The 22,115-nt window shown below is 34.9% G+C and carries 20 protein-coding genes; 7 read left to right on the top strand and 13 right to left on the bottom strand.

What is annotated here, in order from left to right; genetic code table 11:
• Nucleotides 1-102: 102 nt before the first annotated feature.
• Nucleotides 103-519 carry a transcriptional repressor gene (locus ABJI11_RS03260; protein WP_348349375.1) on the bottom strand — a complete coding sequence of 139 codons (417 nt, stop codon included), beginning with the start codon at nt 517-519 and terminating at the stop codon, nt 103-105.
• Between the two features lie 700 nt (nt 520-1,219).
• Here ABJI11_RS03260 and ABJI11_RS03255 point away from each other — a divergent pair.
• Nucleotides 1,220-3,346: a thioredoxin domain-containing protein gene (locus ABJI11_RS03255; protein WP_348349373.1), complete on the top strand. Its 2,127-nt coding sequence runs from the start codon at nt 1,220-1,222 to the stop codon at nt 3,344-3,346.
• Between the two features lie 305 nt (nt 3,347-3,651).
• On the top strand, nt 3,652-4,845 hold the full coding sequence (locus ABJI11_RS03250; RefSeq protein ID WP_348349370.1) for a DegT/DnrJ/EryC1/StrS family aminotransferase: 1,194 nt from the start codon (nt 3,652-3,654) through the stop codon (nt 4,843-4,845).
• A 5-nt stretch (nt 4,846-4,850) separates the two neighbouring features.
• Here the strand turns inward: ABJI11_RS03250 and ribB are convergent, their stop codons facing one another.
• The 11 genes from ribB to ABJI11_RS03195 all read right to left on the bottom strand — a co-directional run bounded on the left by ribB (nt 4,851) and on the right by ABJI11_RS03195 (nt 15,873).
• On the bottom strand, nt 4,851-5,987 hold the full coding sequence (ribB, locus tag ABJI11_RS03245) for a 3,4-dihydroxy-2-butanone-4-phosphate synthase (protein ID WP_348349368.1): 1,137 nt from the start codon (nt 5,985-5,987) through the stop codon (nt 4,851-4,853).
• Between the two features lie 2 nt (nt 5,988-5,989).
• Entirely contained in the window at nt 5,990-7,477 is a 1,488-nt protein-coding gene (locus tag ABJI11_RS03240; RefSeq protein WP_348349377.1) for an LptF/LptG family permease, read from the bottom strand.
• 26 nt (nt 7,478-7,503) lie between these two features.
• Nucleotides 7,504-8,148 (bottom strand): outer membrane lipoprotein carrier protein LolA, encoded by a 645-nt coding sequence (locus tag ABJI11_RS03235; protein WP_276493256.1) that lies wholly within the window; start codon nt 8,146-8,148, stop codon nt 7,504-7,506.
• A gap of 12 nt (nt 8,149-8,160) precedes the next feature.
• A complete protein-coding gene (locus ABJI11_RS03230; protein ID WP_348349365.1) occupies nt 8,161-10,548 on the bottom strand; it encodes a DNA translocase FtsK 4TM domain-containing protein in 2,388 nt (795 codons plus the stop codon).
• Between the two features lie 53 nt (nt 10,549-10,601).
• Nucleotides 10,602-10,967, bottom strand: a complete 366-nt coding sequence (locus ABJI11_RS03225; protein WP_276493254.1) for a diacylglycerol kinase family protein — start codon at nt 10,965-10,967, stop codon at nt 10,602-10,604.
• A 16-nt stretch (nt 10,968-10,983) separates the two neighbouring features.
• The gene (tpx, locus tag ABJI11_RS03220) at nt 10,984-11,487 is read right to left on the bottom strand and encodes a thiol peroxidase (protein ID WP_348349362.1); all 504 of its coding nucleotides are present in this window, start codon (nt 11,485-11,487) and stop codon (nt 10,984-10,986) included.
• Between the two features lie 120 nt (nt 11,488-11,607).
• A complete protein-coding gene (locus tag ABJI11_RS03215) occupies nt 11,608-11,865 on the bottom strand; it encodes a hypothetical protein (RefSeq protein ID WP_348349360.1) in 258 nt (85 codons plus the stop codon).
• Nucleotides 11,846-12,160, bottom strand: coding sequence for a thioredoxin family protein (locus tag ABJI11_RS03210; RefSeq protein ID WP_073246691.1), 315 nt, complete (start codon nt 12,158-12,160; stop codon nt 11,846-11,848). The genes ABJI11_RS03215 and ABJI11_RS03210 overlap by 20 nt, the downstream gene beginning before the upstream one ends.
• Before the next feature lie 69 nt (nt 12,161-12,229).
• A complete protein-coding gene (locus ABJI11_RS03205; protein WP_276493251.1) occupies nt 12,230-12,874 on the bottom strand; it encodes a peroxiredoxin in 645 nt (214 codons plus the stop codon).
• Nucleotides 12,875-13,098: 224 nt separating this feature from the next.
• Entirely contained in the window at nt 13,099-14,577 is a 1,479-nt protein-coding gene (nhaC, locus tag ABJI11_RS03200) for a Na+/H+ antiporter NhaC (protein WP_348349357.1), read from the bottom strand.
• Between the two features lie 75 nt (nt 14,578-14,652).
• Nucleotides 14,653-15,873, bottom strand: a complete 1,221-nt coding sequence (locus ABJI11_RS03195; RefSeq protein WP_348349355.1) for an aminotransferase class I/II-fold pyridoxal phosphate-dependent enzyme — start codon at nt 15,871-15,873, stop codon at nt 14,653-14,655.
• A gap of 245 nt (nt 15,874-16,118) precedes the next feature.
• Here ABJI11_RS03195 and ABJI11_RS03190 point away from each other — a divergent pair, with 245 nt between their 5' ends.
• Together ABJI11_RS03190 and lpdA are read left to right on the top strand one after the other, a co-directional pair.
• Nucleotides 16,119-16,577: an Lrp/AsnC family transcriptional regulator gene (locus ABJI11_RS03190; RefSeq protein WP_276493248.1), complete on the top strand. Its 459-nt coding sequence runs from the start codon at nt 16,119-16,121 to the stop codon at nt 16,575-16,577.
• A 203-nt stretch (nt 16,578-16,780) separates the two neighbouring features.
• On the top strand, nt 16,781-18,187 hold the full coding sequence (lpdA, locus tag ABJI11_RS03185) for a dihydrolipoyl dehydrogenase (protein ID WP_348349353.1): 1,407 nt from the start codon (nt 16,781-16,783) through the stop codon (nt 18,185-18,187).
• 82 nt (nt 18,188-18,269) lie between these two features.
• Here lpdA and ABJI11_RS03180 read toward each other — a convergent pair whose 3' ends face one another.
• Nucleotides 18,270-19,454 carry a heparan-alpha-glucosaminide N-acetyltransferase domain-containing protein gene (locus tag ABJI11_RS03180; RefSeq protein WP_348349351.1) on the bottom strand — a complete coding sequence of 395 codons (1,185 nt, stop codon included), beginning with the start codon at nt 19,452-19,454 and terminating at the stop codon, nt 18,270-18,272.
• Between the two features lie 128 nt (nt 19,455-19,582).
• Here ABJI11_RS03180 and ABJI11_RS03175 point away from each other — a divergent pair, with 128 nt between their 5' ends.
• The 3 genes from ABJI11_RS03175 to ABJI11_RS03165 form a co-directional block, all read left to right on the top strand.
• Nucleotides 19,583-20,119: an NAD(P)H-dependent oxidoreductase gene (locus ABJI11_RS03175; protein WP_348349349.1), complete on the top strand. Its 537-nt coding sequence runs from the start codon at nt 19,583-19,585 to the stop codon at nt 20,117-20,119.
• A gap of 76 nt (nt 20,120-20,195) precedes the next feature.
• Nucleotides 20,196-21,509: a tRNA lysidine(34) synthetase TilS gene (tilS, locus tag ABJI11_RS03170; RefSeq protein ID WP_348349347.1), complete on the top strand. Its 1,314-nt coding sequence runs from the start codon at nt 20,196-20,198 to the stop codon at nt 21,507-21,509.
• The coding region (locus tag ABJI11_RS03165; RefSeq protein WP_348349346.1) for a protein-disulfide reductase DsbD domain-containing protein at nt 21,502-22,115 on the top strand (614 nt) is incomplete at its 3' end. The genes tilS and ABJI11_RS03165, both read left to right, overlap by 8 nt.

Here is a 22,115-nt window from a genome sequence, read left to right as displayed (position 1 = left end):
GACCACATGAGTTCTGGGAGTTTATAGGTGTTCTGACTTCTATTTTATTCTTTTTCATAATACCTGCAAGGTCTTAAAATAGATGGTGCAACAGAAGTGCATTTAATGGTCGCTACAAGAGTCGCAAATACCTTTGATGACCAGATTCACATCTTCTGCAATGTAACCTTGAGGTAAATTAATTTGAGGAATCTTATGTTCGGTCAAGCAAACTGTCTTATCACATTGTCCACAGTGAAAATGCAAATGTAAATCTTGGTCAATTTCACAATTACAGCCAGGTTCGCATAAGGCAAATTTTGAAATGTTGGTTCCGTCATCTATTTGATGAACGATGCCTTTTTCTTCAAATGTTTTTAAAGTTCTATACAGTGTAGTACGCTCTGCTTTCTCAAAAGCATTTTCAATATCTGTCAAAGCAACGGCGGTATTTTTACTTGCCATGAATTTATAGATGAGTATACGCATTGCGGTTGGTCGTACACTTTTATTGTCTAATGTTTTTTCTACTTCTGTCATGCAAAAACGGAGTTTAAAAATACGCTTAACACTAATGTAACCAATGTTTTATAAGATTTCAAGTTGAGAAGATCTTTAACTTTAATTTATAAGAAATTTAAGTTTTTTACAGTCGTTTTTAAATCTTCAGTACACTCAATTACGGTGGGTTAAGTAGTTAAAATTCTTGTTTTATGAATTTGAGGAAATGAAAAGTAAAAATTTCATTTTTACACTAAATATATGGTAGTGTTATATAGCTGATTGGTTACTTTTTATTTGAAAATACGGTGTTCTTTGCGTGAATCTTAATGATCCGTAAATCAGTAAAATAAGTGGTTTTAATTGTAGATGATCTTTAACTTTTTATTGGTCTCGATATGGTCGGTTGTACGCTGAATTTTGAATTTGATTTTACTCAGATACTCAGTAAAAGATCACTAGAATTAACTTGTTTTGAGAATCGATACAATTGATAGGTGTTTAGCTACTGTTGTCATTCTAGCGTTTGTTAATAACGTTAGTAAATTGATTTAAGTGTATCCTTTTTGGTAGAAATAAAAAGAAACATGAATGGTCTTTACCGTAGTTGAGTAGTTTGTCATTCTTTTGTTTGTAAAGGAGATTGTTGGTTAATATATCTTTTGGTGATTGTTTGAATATTTTTTGTAAAAACGAGTATGTAAATTAAATATATCTTTGAATTTATTATTACAGACTTATGAAGATTAATAGCTTGTTTTTTGTATTTGTTGGTGTACTGGTTTTGAGTTCCTGCAGGGAGCAAAATAAGAATGATGGTGAAGCTGTAAAGCAAGATGATCATGAATTTACCAATGATTTAATAAACGAAACCAGTCCGTACCTTTTGCAGCATGCACATAATCCGGTAGATTGGAAAGCGTGGTCAGATGATGCATTTAAAAAAGCCGCTGATGAAAACAAACTTGTGGTTTTAAGTGTTGGGTATTCTACATGTCATTGGTGTCACGTTATGGAAGAGGAGTCTTTTGAGGATGCTGAAGTGGCGAAATTGATGAACGATAAATTTGTCAGTATAAAAGTAGATAGGGAAGAGCGCCCAGATTTAGATATGGTGTACCAGACTGCTCTGCAATTGGTCAATGGCACAGGAGGTTGGCCAATGAACGCGATTATTATGCCTAATGGGAGTCCTGTTTTCTTAGGAACCTATCATGAGAAGGAAAATTGGAAAAATATTCTTGCAAAGTTTAGTACAGAATATGAAAAGAATCCTGATAAAATGAAGGAATATGCCACTATGTTGGCAGATGGTGTGCAAGAGGTCTATGAACAGCCCGCAAAACAAATGGCAAATGCCATAACTCCCAATAAAATAGAAAATGGTATAAAACAGTGGTCTACCATGTGGGATAAAGATTGGGGAGGCAATATTGGTCAGCAAAAATTTATACTACCTGCAAATTTGACGATGTTGTTAGATTATGCGGTTTTGCAGCAAAATGTGGAAGCAAAAAACCATGTGCTAAATACACTGGATAAAGTTGTTCAAGGAGGAATCTATGATCATGTAGATGGAGGATTCTTTAGGTATAGTACAGATGATACCTGGAAAGTACCGCATTTTGAAAAGATGTTGTATGATAATGCGCAGCTGGTTAGTTTACTCTCAAAAGCATACAAATTAACGGGTAATGAAGTGTATAAAATAAGGGTGTCTGAAACTCTTGCATTTTTAAAATCAGAAATGCGAAATGAAGATGGTGGCTACTTTAGTGCTATGGATGCCGATACCAATGGAGAAGAAGGTGTTTACTATGTCTGGAAAAAGCAAGAGTTAGAAGCATTGCTTAAAGATGATTTTGAATTATTTTCTCTTTACTTCAATATTATAGATGATCAAGTATGGGAAGAAGGAAATTATGTGCTGAATAATACGCTTCCTAAAAATGATTTTTTGAAAAAGACCGATTTAACTGCGGCGGAATTTGAAAAGAAAATGGCAAGTTGGAAGTCGGTTTTATATGAAGCACGTCAAAAAAGACAAAAACCAACTAAAGATTATAAGATTTTGACATCTTGGAATGCATTATTAATAGACGGCTTATTAGAGGCATATAAGGCATTTGGTGATGACCAATATTTAGATGAAGCTGTTTCGGTATTTAAATATTTAAACCAGTATAATTATAAAAATGAACAATTAGTGCATTCGTACACTAAAGATAGTAAGCAGAAAGAAGTCTTTTTAGAAGATTATGCTTTTTTGGCTAAAAGTGCATTCTCGCTTTTTGAGGTTACATTAGATGCGGATTACTTAACTGTTTCTAAAGAATTGATGAATGCTGCATCAGAAAAATATAAGAGTAATTCTGAGTTGTTTTACTACAATGTTTCCAATGATTTAGTGCCTAGTATCATTAATACTTCAGATGGGGTAGTGCCGTCTGCAAATGCAATAATGGCGCAGAATTATCTTCATATAGGTCATCTGGAATATAACAAGGGTTTCTTGAAAAAAGCTGAGGTTATGGGCTCTTTGATTACTTCAGATTTTGAAAACCATGCTGTAAGCTATGGAGCTTGGGGAACCTTGTTGTTAGAACAGGCGTATCCGTTTTATGAAATTGTAATTGTTGGTAAAGATGCTGAAAAGCTGATGAACGAAATACACAAAACCTTCATAGTAAATTCTTTAATTGTGGGGTCATCTGTTGAAAGCGATATTTCACTTTTTAAGGATCGTTATACTGAGGATGATACCTTCATTTATGTCTGTCAAGATAACACCTGTAAATTACCTGTTAAGACCGTAGGTGATGGTTTTGAGCAAATGAATAATTTTGGTTATCAGGGTTTTAAGTAAAATTATCGCTAGTTGATCTTTAATTGCTTTTGTTGCTAGTAGTAGGTGTTGTTTTCATAATCCATATTACTGATTGAACTGTTATAGTTACATATGTGTTAGAGATTTGGTGTGTTTCCAATCTTCCAAATCGATAAGCTTTTGGCATCAACTATTTTCTTGTTTTTTACTAATCCATATTTGGTAGATAGTTTCTATGAGGTTCTTTTTAAAAGATTACCTGATATGGTTACGATACTAGTTGTAAAACTTTGGTTTTACCAATTATTTAAACAAGATTTGTAGTATAATATAAAATAGTTAGCATGCCAGGTTTTGAGTTGTTTGGAGAGAGTGAAAAAGGTCAAGTTCAGGATGTTTTGGATTCAGGTGTTTTAATGCGCTACGGCTTTGATGGTATGCGTAACAACCATTGGAAGGCGTTGGAGCTTGAAGAAGCTTTGGCAAAACGTATGGACTCAAAATATGCGCAATTGGTAAGTAGTGGTACTGCAGCGCTGACGGTGGGCTTGGCTAGTGCAGGTATTGGAGCGGGAGATGAGGTAATTATGCCCACCTTTACTTTTGTAGCTAGTTTTGAATCTATTTTGGCTATTGGTGCAATTCCTATCTTGGTAGATGTAGATGATACGCTGACGTTAGACCCTACAGCAGTTGAAAATGCTATAACCGATAAGACAAAAGTAGTAATGCCAGTGCATATGTGCGGCTCTATGGCGGATTTAAGCGCTTTAAAAGATATTTGCGATAAACATAACTTGTTGTTGTTAGAAGATGCTTGTCAAGCCATAGGGGGAAGTTTTGAGGGTAAGCCCTTGGGTAGTTATGGTGACTTAGGTTGTTTTTCTTTTGACTATGTAAAAACCATTACTTGTGGAGAAGGCGGAGCTATCATAACCAATAATGAACAGTATAAAACAAATGCCGATCATTACTCAGATCATGGTCATGACCATGTAGGTAATAATAGAGGGGCAGAAACACATCCTTTTTTGGGATATAACTTCAGAATTTCAGAATTACACGCCGCTGTTGGTTGTGCACAAATAGAGCGCTTAGATGATTTCTTAGCCATCCAAGAAAAAAATTATTCGATTTTAAGAAATACATTATCTCCTCTAGATAACATTACATTTAGAAAGGTGCCAGCTGGTGGTGTGGAAAACTATTCATTTTTATCGTTCTTTCTGCCAACACAAGAATTAGCCAAAGCAGCTCATACAGCTTTAGGTGAAGCTGGTGTTGATGCTTGTTTTTACTGGTTCGATAATAATTGGCATTACTATAAAAAATGGGAGCACTTAACCTCTAAAAGATCTTTAGGTAAATTGCCGCAAGAGGTTGTAAGTCAATTGCCTGACTACTCTAAATCTGACTTTTCAAAATCTGATACATGGATAGGTAGAACCATCTCTTGCTTAGTAAAACTAAGTTGGACAGAAGAACAAGTTGCGGAACGCGCTTCAAAAATGAAAGAGGTGCTTTCTAAGTTTTCTTAGATTTATTAGTACGATACGTATTCAACAATCTCCAAGCCGTAACCTACAATACCTACGCGCTTAGCTTGAGTACTATTGGTCATCAGTTTCATTTTGTGAATACCTAAATCATGTAAGATTTGAGCTCCAATACCGAAATCACGATTGTCCATTTCTATTTTTGGTGCCTTGTGAACGCCTTGTTTTTGAAGTTCTTTGAGCTCTTTTAGTCTAGAAAGTAAATTAAGTGATTCTGAGTCTTGATTAATGAATACAATGGCTCCTTTGCCCTCTTTGTTAATTTTGTTGAACATATCCTCTAATTTTTCATCTGGGTTATGTGTCAATGTTCCTAAGATGTCATTGTTGATCAGGGTAGAGTTGATTCTGGTTAAGATTTTATCTTCTGAAGACCATGAACCTTTTGTCAAGGCAATGTGGATATGGTTATTTGTGGTCTGCTTGTATGCTCTTAATCTAAACTCACCAAAACGAGTGGTGATTTCAAAATCAACTTCTTTATCAATTAAACTATCATGCTCCATTCTGTATGCAACAAGAGATTCAATGGAAACAATCTTTAGATCAAACTTTTTAGCGACTTCTACCAACTGGGGTAGGCGGGCCATGGTTCCATCTTCGTTCATGATTTCTACGATAATACCTGCGGGTTGTAATCCTGCTAATCGAGCAAAATCAATTGCAGCTTCTGTGTGCCCTGTTCTACGTAATACGCCACCTTCTTTAGCTACTAAAGGGAATATATGTCCCGGTCTTGCTAAATCATGTGGTTTGGTATCGCTTTCAGTCAATGCAATAACGGTTTTAGACCTGTCACTCGCCGAAATACCTGTAGTAACCCCTTTTCCCCTTAAATCTACTGATACGGTAAATGCGGTCTCTAATGGATCTGTATTAGTGCTCACCATCATATGTAAGCCTAAATCCTTACATCGGCCCTCAGTTAAAGGAGCGCAAATAAGACCTCTACCATGGGTAGCCATAAAATTGACCGTTTCTGGTGTAGCAAGTTCTGCTGCAGCCAAAAAATCTCCTTCATTTTCACGATTTTCATCATCAACAACGATAATTACTTTACCGGCGCGTATATCTTCAATCGCTTCTTCTATCGTATTCAATTGTATAGTACTAGGATCTGTCATGTCTATGAATCAGCTTTATCTTTTTTCTTAAATATTTTTTTGAAGAAATCGGCTATAAATCCGAAATCCATCATTCCCTTATCTTCCGTCGCTCTTTTCGTTAATACAACACCTAATGGTAACATAATCAGTGTAGAAAGCCACGCACCTAGCATTGGGTGAATATTACCTTCTTTGGCATAATTTCCTGCAAAAACACCAATGAAATAATAAATTAAGAACAATACAATGGCGATGACCATAGGTAAGCCTAACCCACCTTTTCTAATAATAGCGCCCAACGGAGCCCCAACAAAGAAAAGTATGATACATGAGAATGCCAATGCGTATTTATTATGTAACGAAAGAATATGCATATTGTAGATTTTATATCTCTTTTGCATTTCTTCTTTTTTGCCGCTTACGGTACCTAGAATACTAGTGGTAGCGTTTTTGGCACTGCTTAAAATTTGTATTTGTTGCCAGTCTGGAAATAACACTAAAAAATTATCGTCTATAGAATCTTGAAGGGCGATATTTTTTTTGGCTAAAGCAGCCTTAGATGCTATGATAGAATCTTTTTTAGACACCATTTTTGTTTTGGTAGTGTCCTTGTTTTTAGCCATCAACGGTGCAAACATTCCTGTTCTGCCTTCAATATTTTTAGAAAATGCACGAACTATACGGTAATTGTCTCCGCGTAATGAATCAATATCTTTTGTTAGACGAGATATGTTCTTCATTTTGTCAGTACTGATATCTCTTTCTTCCTCTAACTCGTCGTTATTGATTTCCGGAATTTCAATATTCATGGTATAAGTGTCGAAATCGGCTTGAGCGAACGGAAACTTCATTTTTTTGTCGTTGCTCTTCGTTTCCACATCTTGGTACATGTGACCGTCTTTCAATACCAATTGTATCACATCAGAATCTTCACTACTTATTAATTCACCAGTATTGGATTTGATTACTCTGGTGTTGATATTGTTTGCCGATTTTGTGTGAATGATGACGTTTTTAAGAAAGCGGTCATTATCGCCATACTTTTCATCAACCTTAATATTCATGCCTTCAAAATCACTAAAAACACCTTCAGAGACTACAGCTGCGGGTTTTACCTTAGCAATGTTTCTGCGTAAATTATATATTTTACGTTGTGATAAAGGAATAACGTTATTGGCAAAGAAAAAAGTGACACCGCCTAAAATAGTCACAAAAATGATCAAACTTAGCATTGATCGTTGAAGGGAAATACCAGATGCCTTCATTGCGGCAAATTCATAATTCTCAGCTATAGATCCAAAAGTTAAAATGGAGGATAAAAGTACTGTTAAGGGTAGTACTTTTTCAGTAAGGTCTGGCATTAAATAGAAGAGAAACTTACCAATGATAACAATATCTAGACCTTTGCCAGCTAAATCATCAATAAAAAGCCAAATCGTTTGAAATATGAAGATGAACATCAATATTACAAACGAACTGACAAAATTAAAGACGAACCTTGATAGGATATATCGGTCTAGTATTCTCAATAGTTCTAATTTCTTATAATGAAATAACCTTCATCCTTATATTTAGCTTCGTCAAAAGTAAATAAGGTTTTGGACAAAGTTTGATCTGTTTTAAAAGAATTAACAGTGATCGTAGTTTTTGTTCCGTTCTTACCTGTTTCAATTAAGTTGTAAATGTGCTTAGTGCCCATGTCAATACCTAATAATCTAGATTTTATTTCAGTATCAGAATCGATAGGGGTCAGTTTTACATACTGTATTTTTCTTCCTTGAATATTTTGAAGAATATCCCAAGCATAGTTGTGTCCTTGTTTGTAAAAAGTTAACATTTTTGAAGGCGTCATCGCATTTTCATCTTCAGATTGGTCTTCAATGGTAACCTCTTCATTTTCTGGAACAATAGTATATACTTTGTTACCGTCAAAAATTTGCTGAGATCCTAAATAGTTAAACATGTATTTGTTGCCTGCAAGGGTAACATCACCTCTTGTCTCTTGATTAATGCCGGCATCGGCGTTTTTTAAATCGAATTTAAAATCTACGAAGATGTTGTCATAACTTTGTACTTTATTATAAACTTCATCTAGTAATGCTTTTGCTTTATCAGAACTTTGTGCGTTTGCAAATGTTGCTGTAAGCATAATCGTCAATACAATAATAATCTTCTTCATCTCTTTTTAATATTATTCGTTATCCAATATTTGTTGGAGGGCAACCATATCTGCCACGTAAACTTGTCTGGCTTTACTGCCTTCAAACGGACCTACAATTCCTGCTGCTTCTAATTGATCAATAATTCTACCGGCTCTGTTGTACCCTAATTTCAATTTACGTTGAATTAATGAGGCTGAACCTTGCTGTGCAATTACGATAACTTCTGCAGCTTCGCGAAACTTAGAATCCCTTTCAGATACGTTATTATCAAGACTCGTGCCAGAATCCTCACCAACATACTCAGGTAGTTCGTGCGCTTCTGGGTAAGCTCTCTGACTACCAATGAATTCCGTTATTTTAGCAACCTCGGGAGTATCAACAAAAGCACATTGAATACGTGTGACATCATTACCTTGTGTAAATAACATATCACCTCTACCGATCAATTGATCTGCACCTGCGGTATCTAAAATGGTTCTTGAATCTATTTTAGAAGTTACTCTAAATGCTAACCTTGCAGGGAAGTTGGCTTTAATAATACCTGTAATAACGTTTACAGATGGTCTTTGCGTTGCAATGATTAAATGAATACCAATTGCCCTTGCTAACTGTGCAAGTCTTGCTACGGGAGTTTCTACCTCTTTACCGGCTGTCATGATCAAATCGGCAAATTCATCAATAACCAATATAATGTAAGGTAAGAATTTGTGTCCGTCGTTCGGGTTCAGTTTTCTAGCCTTGAATTTGGTGTTGTATTCTTTTAGGTTACGCACCATAGCCAGTTTCAACAACTCATATCTATTATCCATTTCAATACATAGCGAATTCAGTGTATGAATTACTTTTGTATTATCTGTGATAATTGCTTCATCTGAGTCTGGAAGCTTAGCCAGGAAATGACGTTCTATTTTGTTATAAAGTGTAAGTTCAACTTTCTTAGGATCGACCAAAATGAATTTTACCTCTGCTGGATGTTTTTTGTATAATAATGAGGTTAAAACCGCATTTAAACCTACAGATTTACCTTGTCCTGTAGCACCTGCCATTAACATGTGAGGCATTTTTGCCAAATCAACTACAAAGGTTTCGTTACTAATAGTTTTACCAAATGCAATTGGCAGCTCCATTTCAGCTTTCTGAAACTTGCTAGAGGCTATTACAGAACGCATAGATACTATAGAGGAATTCTTATTTGGCACCTCTATACCTATAGTTCCTTTACCTGGAATGGGGGCGATGATACGTATACCTAAAGCAGCCAATGAAAGTGCGATATCATCTTCAAGGTTTTTAATTTTTGATATTCTAACGCCTGCTTCAGGTACTATTTCATACAAAGTAACTGTAGGGCCAATAGTTGCCTTAATTTGGGCGATACCTATCTTGTAATTTTTTAGAGTTTCAACAATCTTATTTTTGTTTTCCTCTAATTCCTCTTGATTAATAGTAATGCCACCGGTTGTGCCGTGTTGGTCTAAAAGATCAATATGTGGAAATTTGTAATTCCCTAATTCTAATGTTGGGTCAAATTCACCAAAATCATCTACAAGCTTATTGGCAAGTACATCTACTTCTTCAGGTTCTTCAACAACCGATTCTACCTCCATAGCCAAACTTTCTTCTGGTTCAGGTTCTGGTATGGTTACTTCAAAATCTTTAATTTTTTCCTCTTTTTCTAAATGAGGAATTTCTGCTTTGTGAGTATAAGTGTCTACAATAACTGGAGCTTCTTCTTCTAAGGAAGTGGTAATAATATCTTCTTGCTCTTTTTGTTCTTTCTTTTTATTGGCCTTACGTTCTTGGTTGGCTTTAAACTCTGTAGAAATAGCTTCTTTCCTAGTTTTAAAGAATGAAGAAATACCTTCAGGTGTAACTTCAAATAATCTAACTAGAATAAATATGAGTCCGAAAACCAACAACAGTAGTACACCAATTTTACCAGCGTAGTCCTGCAAGAAATCGTTCATTTCAAAACCTATAAGTCCGCCTAATAGTGGGTTGGTGGTAGCAAAAAAACCTAGGGCAATAGAAATCCAAATAACAAATAACAAACCCCAAATCCATTTTTTGAACAATGCCTTTAACGAGAGCCCTAGAAAAAGATAAATACCTGTAATACAAACAAGAAAAGGGAAAATTAGAGAAGCTACACCAAAGCCCTTGTACATGAAAAAGTGACTAATGCTTGCTCCAAATTTATTCAGTAAGTTTTTTGCCAGTTCATTACGGTCTTTAAACTCTGACAAAAGACTTTGATCATCTTGCCAGTTAAAATAAAAAGATATAAAAGAAAAGAATAGCGCAATACTAAAGAGCATTAGCAAACTACCCAAAATGATTTTATTCTGTTTGGATAATTTAAACGGTGCTCGTTTTTTAGTAGGTTTTGGCTTTGATTTAGTTGCCTTTTTTGCCATTAAAACTTAATTCTGATGCTAAATTACAAATTTACGATAAGCTATGGACTACTCTAAATTACCTTTGGGAGGTAAATGATAAGACCAATAATGGTTGATGCGATAGAAACTAACATTACGGCACCTGCTGATATATCCTTTATAAACCCAATTTTTACATCAAATTCTGGCTGAATATAATCAGCAATTTTTTCTACTGCCGTATTCATTCCCTCAATTCCTAAAACAAGTGCAATAGCAAATATTTGAAGAATCCACTCCGTATTTGAGATGTCAAAATAAAAACCTGCAGCAGTCATTACTATAGCAATGAAAACTTGAATTTTGATACTAGCTTCGGTGCGTATTAAAAGGAAGGCTCCCTTTAAGGCAAAGCCAACACTTTTAATACGATTTACCAGAAAGGATTCTTTGGGCATGAGTGTCCTTTGTTTTTTAGTTCATTAACGCCTCTAACGCTGCTTTGTAGTTTGGCTCTTCTGTAGTTTCTGCAACTTGCTCAGAATACAATACTTTTCCTTTTTCGTCAACTACTACAACTGCTCTTGAAAGTAGTGGAGCTAAAGGTCCGTCTGAAAATGCTACGTTGTAACCTTTTCCAAAATTACCATCTTTAAAGTCTGAAAGCATTTCAACATTCTCTATCCCTTCCGCACCACAAAATCTAGCTTGTGCAAATGGTAAATCTTTAGAAATACAAAGTACTATAGTGTTATCCAATTCAGCAGCCTCTTGATTAAATTGACGTACAGATTGAGCGCAAGTGCCTGTATCAACACTTGGGAAAATATTTAATACTACTCTAGAACCTTCATAATCTGAAAGTTTTACAGTAGATAAGTCATTCTTAGTTAATTGAAATTCTGGAGCCTTTCCGCCATTTGCAGGTAAAGTTCCTAGTGTGTGTATTTCGTTCCCTTTTAGTGTAACCGAAGCCATAACTTTTGTCTTTTTATAATTGAGTTTGTGAAATTATAAAATATAAAGTGGAAACGAGCGGGAATATGATAAAAAAAGTCCTTTCATAAAGGAAAGGACTTTGTTTATTTTAAATTGCTATTACTTGTCTATGGAGCCTAAAACACGCTTCATAAATTGGTTCATAGCATCTTTCTTTGGTGTGCCTTGTTCTATGCTCTTGGCAACTTCTATGGCACCGTACATATTAGAAATAAGTTCGCCGATTACATCAAGCTCTTCATCTTTTAATGAAGGTAGCTCTGTAAGTGCTTCTAAGGTCTCAATGGTCTCTAGAATGAAATCGCTGTCTTTTTCTTCAATGAACTCTGTCAGTAATTTAATTATGGGTAATCTCACTGATCAAATCTTTTAATAGGTCATACTTATTTGTCTGAACCTGATTTTTAATTTTACCTTTTTCAAAAGAAGCAAATGTTGGTAAGTTACTTACGTCTGCTAACTTTCTAGATTCAGGAAATTTCTCTGCATCTGCCAATACAAATGTAATATTCTCGTTTTGTGAAGCTTCTTTTTTGAATTTTGGCTTCATGATTCTACAGTTACCACACCAGGTAGCAGAATATTGTACAACAACATTAGGGTTGTTATCAATGATTTCCTGTAAATTATCTTGTTCTAATTCTAATAACATAACTAAAGCGTTTTAAGGATTAAAAAAATGAACATGAAGCATAAACTTCATGTTCATTATATATTCTATTTAGTTTGCGTGAGCAGAAAGGTAGCTAGCAACGCCGTCTCTATCTGCAGACATAGCTTCTTTGCCTTCTTCCCAGTTTGCAGGGCAAACTTCACCTTTTTCTTGAACGTGAGTTAAAGCATCTACCAAACGTAAATACTCACCAACATTTCTACCTAAAGGCATATTGTTGATGCTTTCGTGTTGTACTACACCTTCTTCATCAATAATATATGTAGCTCTATAAGTAACGTTGTCTCCTTCAACCTGAACAGTTTCTGTTTCTTCGTCATATACTTCGTTTTGGATATCTAAAATACCTAAAACGCTAGAAAGGTTACGGTTGCTATCTGCTAATATTGGGTATGTTACACCTTCAATACCACCGTTGTCCTTATCTGTGCTTAACCATGCAAAGTGTACTTCTGGAGTATCACAAGATGCACCTATTACAATTGTATTTCTTTTTTCGAACTCACCAATGGCTGCTTGAAAAGCGTGAAGTTCTGTTGGGCATACAAAAGTGAAATCTTTTGGGTACCAGAAAAGAACCACTTTTTTATTATTTTTTTGAGCTTCTTCTAAAACATTAAGTTTAAAAGTATCGCCCATGTCATTCATTGCGTTAACACTAATATTTGGGAATTTTTTTCCTACAAATGCCATAATATGTTTTCGTTTTATTATTTATTAAAACACAAAATTAACACATGAAAGAAGGATTACAGACTTTCTAAATTAGAATTTTCAATGCTAGAATAACTATTTTGAATAGCTAAAGGAATAGTATTGTTTTAGTAATAATCACAAAATTTTTAGGCTGTACAATTATCAAATTAATAATACGATATGCTCTAAGGTGTGAATAAAATAAAAATGGAATTTTGACTTTATTTTGAAGCAAGTCTTTTAATCTTAATATTTAATCCGGCGAATATGAATGTCATAATTGGACTTAGCCAATTGAAGATCGCGTAAACGAAATATTCAGCTACACCTACGCCCAATACACCACTGTGATAAGCTCCGCAAGTGTTATAAGGTATTAATACAGATGTTACCGTACCTGTATCTTCTAGTGTTCTACTTAAGTTTTCAGGTGCTAGACCTCTATCTTTAAATGCTTTTGAGAACATTTTTCCCGGTACAACAATTGCTAAATATTGGTCAGATGCCGTACCGTTTAATACAATACAACTAATACCCGTACTAAAGAATAGCCCGAATGTAGATTTGGCCATTTTCAGCAATGATTTTGTAATTCTTGACAATGCGCCAATTCCGTCCATTATTCCGCCAAAAAACATAGCGCAAATAATCAACCAAATTGTACCTAGCATACCTGTCATTCCTTTTGAAGAAAACAAATCACTTAATGCCTTATTATCCGTTGGGACATCGGTGTTAACGGTGATGGCTTTTAATATTCCTTGATATCCGGACTGAAAGCTTAATTCTGATGCTCCCGTAATGCCTGCAACAACTTCTGGTTGAAAAATTAAAGCAAAAATAGCGGCTAATAATGTTCCGATTAATAATGCTGCTAGAGGAGGTGTTTTTTTAACGATTAAACCGACAACAGCAATTGGTACGAGAAACAACCATCCGTTAATATCAAATGAAGCATCTATAGAGGCTAAAATTGCATCAACATCAGCTTCTCCGTTAGTCTCTAAACTAAAACCTATGATTAAAAATACGATTAGGGTAACGGTAATTGTAGGTACTGTTGTCCACATCATATATTTTATATGTGAGAACAATTCTCCACCTGCCATAGCAGGAGCTAAGTTTGTGGTATCACTTAAAGGAGAAAGTTTATCTCCAAAATAAGCACCAGATAAAACTGCTCCAGCGGTCATACCTAATGAGATGCCCAAAGCTTCGCCAATACCTATTAACGCTATACCTACGGTAGCAGATGTCGTCCAGCTACTGCCTGTGGCTACAGAAATGATAGCACATATAATTACACATGCCGCCAAGAAAATAGTAGGGTTTAAAATTTGTAGTCCGTAATAAATCATTGCAGGAATGATACCGCTAATTAGCCAGGTGCCTGCTAACGCACCAACCATTAAGAGTATAAGAAGGGCACCTGTGGTTGATCTAATATTCTCTTCTACTTCAGCAATCATTTGTTTGTATGAAACTTTGTTCATAAAACCAACAATTGCTGCTACTGCGCCACCTAATAAAAGTATGAATTGATTAGATCCGCTTAAAGCGTCATCACCAAAAACATAAACATTATATGCCAACATGGCAACAAGGGCTATAACCGGAATTAAAGCAGCAAAAATGCTTAATTCTTTATTGTCTACGATATGCTCGTTTTCCCTGTGTTCATTGGTAATTTGGTCTGACATTAAAAGAGAGTTTGGTTTCTACGTAATATTACGATTTCTGTAACGGATGTGCAAACCCGTTTTAGAATCGAAATCTTAGACGTTAATGCTTTTGATATCCAGTATATTAAGATCTATAAGGCATTTTTTCATCAAGGAATATGTTCTTTGAATATCGTCATCTAATCCTATAGAAAATCTAATTAGTCCGTTGCCTAGCCCCATTTCCTCTTGTTCTTCTAACGGAATTTCTGATGATGTTGAGCTTCCCGGTGCGCTAAATAATGTTTTGTAGAACCCTAGGCTCACTGCTAGGTATCCTAGCTTTCTTTCTTGCATCAATTCCATAAGCGCATTGGCATTCTCTAAGCTTTTTACATCCAAGGTTATTAATCCGCCATATCCGTATTCAGGATTCATTTGATCTTCCATGATTAAATGTCCAGGGTGAGAGGGTAATCCTGGGTACACAACTCGTAATCCGTCTTTTTCAAAATTCTCTGCCAAGTATTGTGCATTTTCACTGTGCTTCTTCATTCTTATATGTAGGGTGCGCATATTTTTTAGAATCGATGCTGCACGCATACTGTCTAAAGTGCTACCTAAAAGCATACCAGCTCCATTATTTACATCTTTAAGACTAAGGCAGAAATCTGAAGTTCCACAAACTGCACCTGCAACACAATCGCTTGTTCCATTAATGAATTTGGTTAGACTGTGAATTACGATGTCTGCACCTAATTTAGCAGGTGATATCGTTAGTGGAGAGAAGGTGTTGTCTACTACCAAGGGCAGTTCGTTTTTCTTGGCAATATTAGATAGTGCAGAGATGTCGGCAACTTCTAAAAGCGGGTTGCTTACACTTTCGCAATAAATCATTTTAGTATTCGGTGTAACGGCATTTGCTACGGCATCAAGATCAGTGATATCAAGAAATGTAGTTTTTATTCCAAATTTGATCAAGAAATTTTTCATAAATGCATAGGTGCCGCCATAGATAGTTCTACTACTTATAATATGGTCGCCGGCATTACATACTTGTAATATAACCGCTGTAATAGCTCCCATGCCGCTAGCCGTAACATTAGCACTTTCAGTACCTTCTAAAGCAGCCAGTGCTTCGCCTAAATATAAATTGGAAGGTGATGAATGTCTACTATATAGATAACAACCCTCTGTATTGCCTTCAAAAGTATCGAACATTGTTTTTGCCGATATAAAGGTATAGGTTGATGAATCTGAAATTGAAGGATTTACTACGCCATATTCTCCGAAGTATTGTAAATCTTGTAAGTCGTTACTGCTTTTTTGGCTCATGGGGTATTATTTTAAGTGAATATCCTCGGGGCAATCCAGCGAGGCATAGCATTAAATACTGATCAAAATGTTTTTGGTAAATATTGTTTTACTTACCATTTGAATGTCTAGTAAAATTACTTTTAGATTGTAAAATTGTCAAGATAAAGTCTGTAAAATAGTTTTTAAAACTAATAATAATTTTATTTTAGATTTTAATTCTAATATTAACTAACTTTGATGTAACTGTTAGAATATCAATCATTATGAAATTAGATAAGGTAGATAATAGCCTTTTGGCACTGTTACAGGCAGATAGTAAAAAGACGACCAAAGAGTATGCTTTAAAATTAGGGCTTTCAACTACGGCTATCTATGAGCGTATTAAAAGGTTAGAAAGGGTAGGGGCAATTAGAAGTTATGTGGCGTTAGTGGATAAGGCTGTTGTAGATAGGAATTTTACGGTATTCTGTCATGTAAAATTGGTGCAGCACGTAAAAGATAATATTGCTCAATTTGAAGCGCAAGTAATGCGTTTGCAAGAAGTGGTTGAATGTCATCATTTAAGTGGAGACTATGATTACCTTTTAAAAATACATGTGCAAGATATGGATGCCTACAGAAATTTTATGGTGAATAAATTAACGACTATGAGTCATATAGGTAGTACTCAAAGTTCATTTACCATAAAAGAGGTGAAACATTCAACGGCTATACCGCTTTAATAACTTTTTATATTTCAGTGAGATTTAGAACTATGGTCTTTTATGAGACTATTTGGCTTTTTAATGCATATTTCTTTCAAAATGATTAAAAACTGCAATAAACTGTTGTAAAAGCTAACATTTTCGCTTCTAAACAATATATTAAAATGAGTTCTAAAACTAAAAATAGTATTAATTTTGTAAGACATTAGAAAATAAAATTTATGGATCAATATGATGTAGCCATTATAGGCTCAGGACCTGGAGGATATGTGGCAGCTATACGTTGTGCGCAACTAGGAATGAAAACTGCAATAATTGAAAAATATTCCACTTTAGGCGGAACATGTTTAAATGTTGGGTGTATTCCTTCTAAGGCGATGTTAGATTCTTCGCATCATTATGAAGATGCCATTAAACATTTTGATGATCATGGTATTGAAATTCCTGGTGAGATTAAAGTAAACTTGGAAAAAATGATTGCCCGTAAACAAGGTGTTGTTGACCAAACTACAAAAGGTATTGAGTTCTTGATGGACAAGAACAAGATTACGGTTTATGAAGGTTTGGGTAGTTTTAAAGATGCTACGCATGTTTCAATTAAGAAAAACGATGGTAAGACCGAAGAGATAGAAGCTAAAAATATTATTATAGCAACTGGTTCTAAACCTTCAACTTTACCTTTTATCAAATTAGATAAAGAACGTATTATTACATCTACCGAAGCTTTAGAGCTTAAAGAAGTACCAAAGCATATGATTGTTATTGGTGGTGGTGTAATTGGTCTTGAATTGGGTCAGGTTTACAAAAGACTTGGTGCAGATGTTACTGTGGTTGAGTTTATGGATCGTATTATTCCAGGAATGGATGCTGCACTTTCTAAAGAACTTACTAAAGTGTTGAAGAAGCAAAAAGTGAAATTTGCGCTATCGCATAAAGTAAAATCTGTTGAAAGAAAAGGTGATCAGGTAATTGTAAAGGCTGATAACAAAAAAGGCGAAGAGGTTGTTTTTGAAGGTGACTATTGTTTGGTTGCCGTTGGTAGAAAGCCATATACTGATGGATTAAATGTTGATGCCGCTGGTGTTAAACTTGATGAAAGAGGTAAGGTGATAGTTGACGGACATTTGAAAACAAATGTTGATAATATTTATGCTATCGGTGATGTTATTAAAGGCGCTATGTTAGCTCACAAGGCAGAAGAAGAAGGTACTTTGGTTGCAGAGATATTAGCTGGTCAAAAACCACATATTGATTATAACCTAATACCTGGTGTAGTATATACGTGGCCAGAGGTTGCCGCTGTTGGTAAAACAGAAGCGGAACTTAAAGATGCAGGTGTAGCGTACAAAGTAGGTCAATTTCCTATGCGTGCCTTAGGTCGTGCTAGAGCAAGTATGGATACTGACGGATTTGTAAAAATACTTGCAGATAAAAACACCGATGAAGTTTTAGGTGTTCATATGGTTGGTGCTCGTTGTGCAGATTTAATTGCAGAAGCGGTTACAGCTATGGAATTTAGAGCATCTGCTGAAGATATTTCTAGAATGAGCCACGCTCACCCTACATATGCAGAAGCTGTTAAAGAGGCGGCGTTAGCTGCTACTGATGATCGTGCTTTGCATGTTTAAGTAGATAGAATAATATAGTACTGAAAAAGGCAGCCATTTGGCTGCCTTTTTTGTTTTGTATAAGCTTAGTATAATACTATGGTTAGTTCTTGATCAGCCCCAACACACGCAATACTTTTTCTGTAGCTGTTCTTAATACTTCAAAAGCTATAATTGCAAATTGCTCTAAGTAAATCCTTGTAGACGATAAAACTGAGCTTATGTTGGCTTTAATCTCCACTTTATGGTTCTCATATTTTAAGGCTAAATATGTGCTTGCAAACATGAATAATATTGCTCCGGGAACAACAAGGTACGGATTCAAAGAATGGTGAAAGAATCTATATAAGCCTAAACCGGTAAAGCTACCATACAGAATAATGAAATGTATAATGTATATAGATAACGTGCTTTGACCTATTCTTAACCAGGTAGCGTTCATCAAGAATTTTCTTAATAGTATAAATATGGAAAAAACAATAAGTACATCACCTAAGCGAATGAATAAATAATTGTTATTGAATATGGCTTGAAACAATGCTATACCCGTAGCATCATAAATGGCAAGGAAAAAATCTGAAGAAAGAAATAGTAATGATAGTCCGGTTACTATATACGCTGGTACAATGTAGTTGTAAAGGTTTTTGCTGTCTTGGTATTTGGAAAATATAACGGACATAAAACTACCTATTGTTGCATAGCCTAGCCAAGGTATTATGGTGAATACCGATCCATTTGCCTTAGTTAAGTAGTTAGCAAATATTTGTGGTAAAAACTCAAAACTTGATGTTTTGTATATAGGTTCAAAAATAAATAGTAAAAGGGTGGTAGATGCCAGTATGGTGGGGAAAATCCATTTTTGCTTTGCAAATGTTAGAATATAAAAACCAATAATAAATAATAAAGATAGTCCTATACAGTGCAACACGTCTACCAAATAGAACGAGTCATAAACTTCACCTTTGAACAAACCAAAAATGTTCATACGCAAAAGGTATGCAATTACCAATAATTCAAATCCGCGTTTAATACCTTTCTTTACTCGTGGGTTTGACCAGCCGGTTTGTTTAGATCTAATGAGTAAAAATGTAAATATGAATCCGGATACGGTAAAGAATACCGGAGCGGTAATTCCTCTAAAATACTTCCAAGTACTGAATAGCATATTCGTATCGTCTCTAAAGGCATTGTCTAAAAGTCCATCTATAAAATGACCTTGTAGCATCATTAAGATAGCCCATGCTCTTATGGCATCTAGAAAAAACAATCTTGACTTAGAGTTGCTCATTATCACAATTATATCCTATATACTTATAAAACAGTATGTTTGGATGTTTAAAGCCGCAAAATTAGATAAAATATTCTAAGGTTCACTGTAATTGAATTAAATTCGCAATCACACATAAAAATAGGTCTATGAGTTATGTTTTAGCATTTGCAGGTAGCAATTCTTCAGTATCCATTAATTACAAATTGGTAAAGTATACGGCTAGTCTGTTAAAAGGGCAAGAAGTGAAGTTGCGAGATATGTCAAAATACCCTTTTCCTATGTATAGTCAAGATATAGAAAATGAAAACGGATTCTCTAATTCTTTGGTTGAATTTAAAAATGAAATTACAAATGCAAAGGGGTTGGTAATTTCTGTTAACGAGCACAATAGTTATCCTTCTGCGTACTTTAAAAATACCTTAGATTGGTTATCTAGATTAGATTCTAAATTTCTTGCTGATAAAAAGATATTGTTAATGGCTACATCTGGTGGTGGTAGAGGAGCAATAGGTGCACTTGAAGTTGCAGAGAAAATGCTTACTAGATTTCAAGGTACGGTGGTAGAATCTTTCTCGTTGCCTAAATATGGCAAAAATTTTGATGAAGAAAAAGGTATTACCAATGAAGAGTTGGCTAAAGTTTTTGCTGCAAAAGTGGACTCTTTTGAAAAGGTGATTTCGTAAGACTGCATACATCATTGCAAGTTAAATTATTCTTAGGCTTTCTATTTAAATTATAGGACTTCGTTACCTTTGGTTTGTGTTAAAGACATTCAAAAAACATATTGAGGATTCTTTTCCAGAATTGCTAGAATCTCATTTCATCATTGCATGTAGTGGTGGTCTTGATAGTTCTGTACTTGTAAAACTGTGCCATCAAACAAATTTGAATTTTTCTATAGCACATTGTAATTTTAGATTACGAGGCAAAGCCAGTGATGGTGATGAAAGTTTTGTGCGCGAATATGCTAAAAAAATAGAAAAACCGTTTTTTGTAACTCATTTTGATACTCTTGGTTATGTTAATCAGCACAGGGTCTCTGTGCAAATGGCGGCACGGGAACTGCGTTATGCTTGGTTTGATCAGTTATTAGTAGATCATAATAGTTCATATCTGTTAACTGCACATCATGCCAATGATAATTTAGAAACTTTTTTAATCAATTTATCTAGAGGTACCGGTATTGAAGGTCTAACGGGAATTCCCGCTAAAATAAATAATATACGAAGACCCTTATTACCATTTACAAGGCAAGAATTAAAGTCCTTCGCAAATGATCAACACATGCAATGGCGAGAAGATGCTAGTAATGCTGATGCCAAGTATTTGCGTAATAAAATTAGGTTAGAGATTATACCCAAGTTGAATGAACTGCATCCTACCTTTTCAGATAATTTTAAAAACACCTTAGATTATTTGAAGCAAACCGAAGTTATTGCGTCGGCATATCTTCAAAAATTGAAACAAGAACTTTTTATAGAAAATAACGGTAGAGTAGAAATTGAAATAGCGAAACTAAAAGAATTACAACCTTTGGCTACCTATCTATTTGGTTTGTTCAGTGCTTACGGATTCAAGGAGATAGAAAATTTAGAGGCGTTGTTAGACGGTCTTTCGGGTAAGCAATTAGTTTCTAGTACTCATGTGCTGGTGAAAAATCGTGAGGTATTGATTTTGTCTTCCAAAATAGAAACTAAATTAGATACGCAAGAGTACTACATTACTGAAGAAGAAGTACCTTTGAACCTGCCCGTAAACTTAAAATTTTCTGTCGTTTCAGAACGTTATGATAATTCAGATACCGTAATATATATTCAAAAGAATACATTAAAGTATCCGTTAACAGTAAGAAAATGGAAAACGGGCGACTATTTTTATCCATTAGGATTAAATCGTAAAAAGAAATTGTCAAAGTTTTTTAAAGATGAGAAAGTAGATGTCTTGTCTAAAGAAAAAACTTGGTTGTTATGCTCTGGTGAGCAAATTGTTTGGGTTATTGGCATGCGTGCAGATCATCGTTTTAGAGTTGACGATACTGCCCAGGAGATATTAAAAATAGAATTACATGATTAGATTTTTAGCTTTACTACTTTTTATTGTCGTTTTGCCGCTTGGTACTTTCGCACAAACTGAAGATGAACCCGTAGTTTGGGAACATCATATAAATAAAATCTCTGATACGGAATATGAGCTGGTGATGCAGGCTAAAATCTTAGATGGCTGGCATATGTACTCTCAATTTACTTCGGAATTTGGTTCTTTGCCAAGTGAGTTCACCTATAACGGCCATGGAACTATTTATGAACTAATAGATGGCACTACGGAAAGTGAAACTATTAAAGAATACAGTGAAATTTTTGAGGTTGAAGAAACGTATTTTAAAGACAATGCCACTTTTACACAGCGTATTAAAATATTAGATAAAGCAATTAATCAGATTGATGTTGATTTATTCTTTCAAGTATGTGAGGAGGTTTGTATTCCAATGGATAAAAAGTTCATCTTTACGTTAGACGGTTCTAAAGCTGAGATTATAACTACAGTTGATGATAGAAGTCTAGCGCTGGGGCAAAAGTTACGATTAGACTTAAAGAATAGAGAATTGCTTACCCAGGGTCAAGATACTATAGCTACAAGTACTAGTATCTGGGTTATTTTTGGCTTAGGTTTTCTAGGTGG

Source organism: Maribacter sp. (genome assembly GCF_039968975.1).
Lineage (GTDB): Bacteria > Bacteroidota > Bacteroidia > Flavobacteriales > Flavobacteriaceae > Maribacter.
The sequence above is the reverse complement of the archived record's forward strand: the minus strand, read 5'-3'. Positions and strand labels throughout refer to the sequence as shown.

Bases quoted from the DNA above. Each gene is read 5' to 3' on its own strand.
- ABJI11_RS03260 (WP_348349375.1), bottom strand. From the start codon at position 519: ATGACAGAAGTAGAAAAAACATTAGACAATAAAAGTGTACGACCAACC.
- ABJI11_RS03255 (WP_348349373.1), top strand. From the start codon at position 1,220: ATGAAGATTAATAGCTTGTTTTTTGTATTTGTTGGTGTACTGGTTTTG.
- ABJI11_RS03250 (WP_348349370.1), top strand. From the start codon at position 3,652: ATGCCAGGTTTTGAGTTGTTTGGAGAGAGTGAAAAAGGTCAAGTTCAG.
- ribB (WP_348349368.1), bottom strand. From the start codon at position 5,987: ATGACAGATCCTAGTACTATACAATTGAATACGATAGAAGAAGCGATT.
- ABJI11_RS03235 (WP_276493256.1), bottom strand. From the start codon at position 8,148: ATGAAGAAGATTATTATTGTATTGACGATTATGCTTACAGCAACATTT.
- ABJI11_RS03230 (WP_348349365.1), bottom strand. From the start codon at position 10,548: ATGGCAAAAAAGGCAACTAAATCAAAGCCAAAACCTACTAAAAAACGA.
- ABJI11_RS03225 (WP_276493254.1), bottom strand. From the start codon at position 10,967: ATGCCCAAAGAATCCTTTCTGGTAAATCGTATTAAAAGTGTTGGCTTT.
- tpx (WP_348349362.1), bottom strand. From the start codon at position 11,487: ATGGCTTCGGTTACACTAAAAGGGAACGAAATACACACACTAGGAACT.
- ABJI11_RS03210 (WP_073246691.1), bottom strand. From the start codon at position 12,160: ATGTTATTAGAATTAGAACAAGATAATTTACAGGAAATCATTGATAAC.
- ABJI11_RS03205 (WP_276493251.1), bottom strand. From the start codon at position 12,874: ATGGCATTTGTAGGAAAAAAATTCCCAAATATTAGTGTTAACGCAATG.
- nhaC (WP_348349357.1), bottom strand. From the start codon at position 14,577: ATGTCAGACCAAATTACCAATGAACACAGGGAAAACGAGCATATCGTA.
- ABJI11_RS03195 (WP_348349355.1), bottom strand. From the start codon at position 15,873: ATGAGCCAAAAAAGCAGTAACGACTTACAAGATTTACAATACTTCGGA.
- ABJI11_RS03190 (WP_276493248.1), top strand. From the start codon at position 16,119: ATGAAATTAGATAAGGTAGATAATAGCCTTTTGGCACTGTTACAGGCA.
- lpdA (WP_348349353.1), top strand. From the start codon at position 16,781: ATGGATCAATATGATGTAGCCATTATAGGCTCAGGACCTGGAGGATAT.
- ABJI11_RS03180 (WP_348349351.1), bottom strand. From the start codon at position 19,454: ATGAGCAACTCTAAGTCAAGATTGTTTTTTCTAGATGCCATAAGAGCA.
- ABJI11_RS03175 (WP_348349349.1), top strand. From the start codon at position 19,583: ATGAGTTATGTTTTAGCATTTGCAGGTAGCAATTCTTCAGTATCCATT.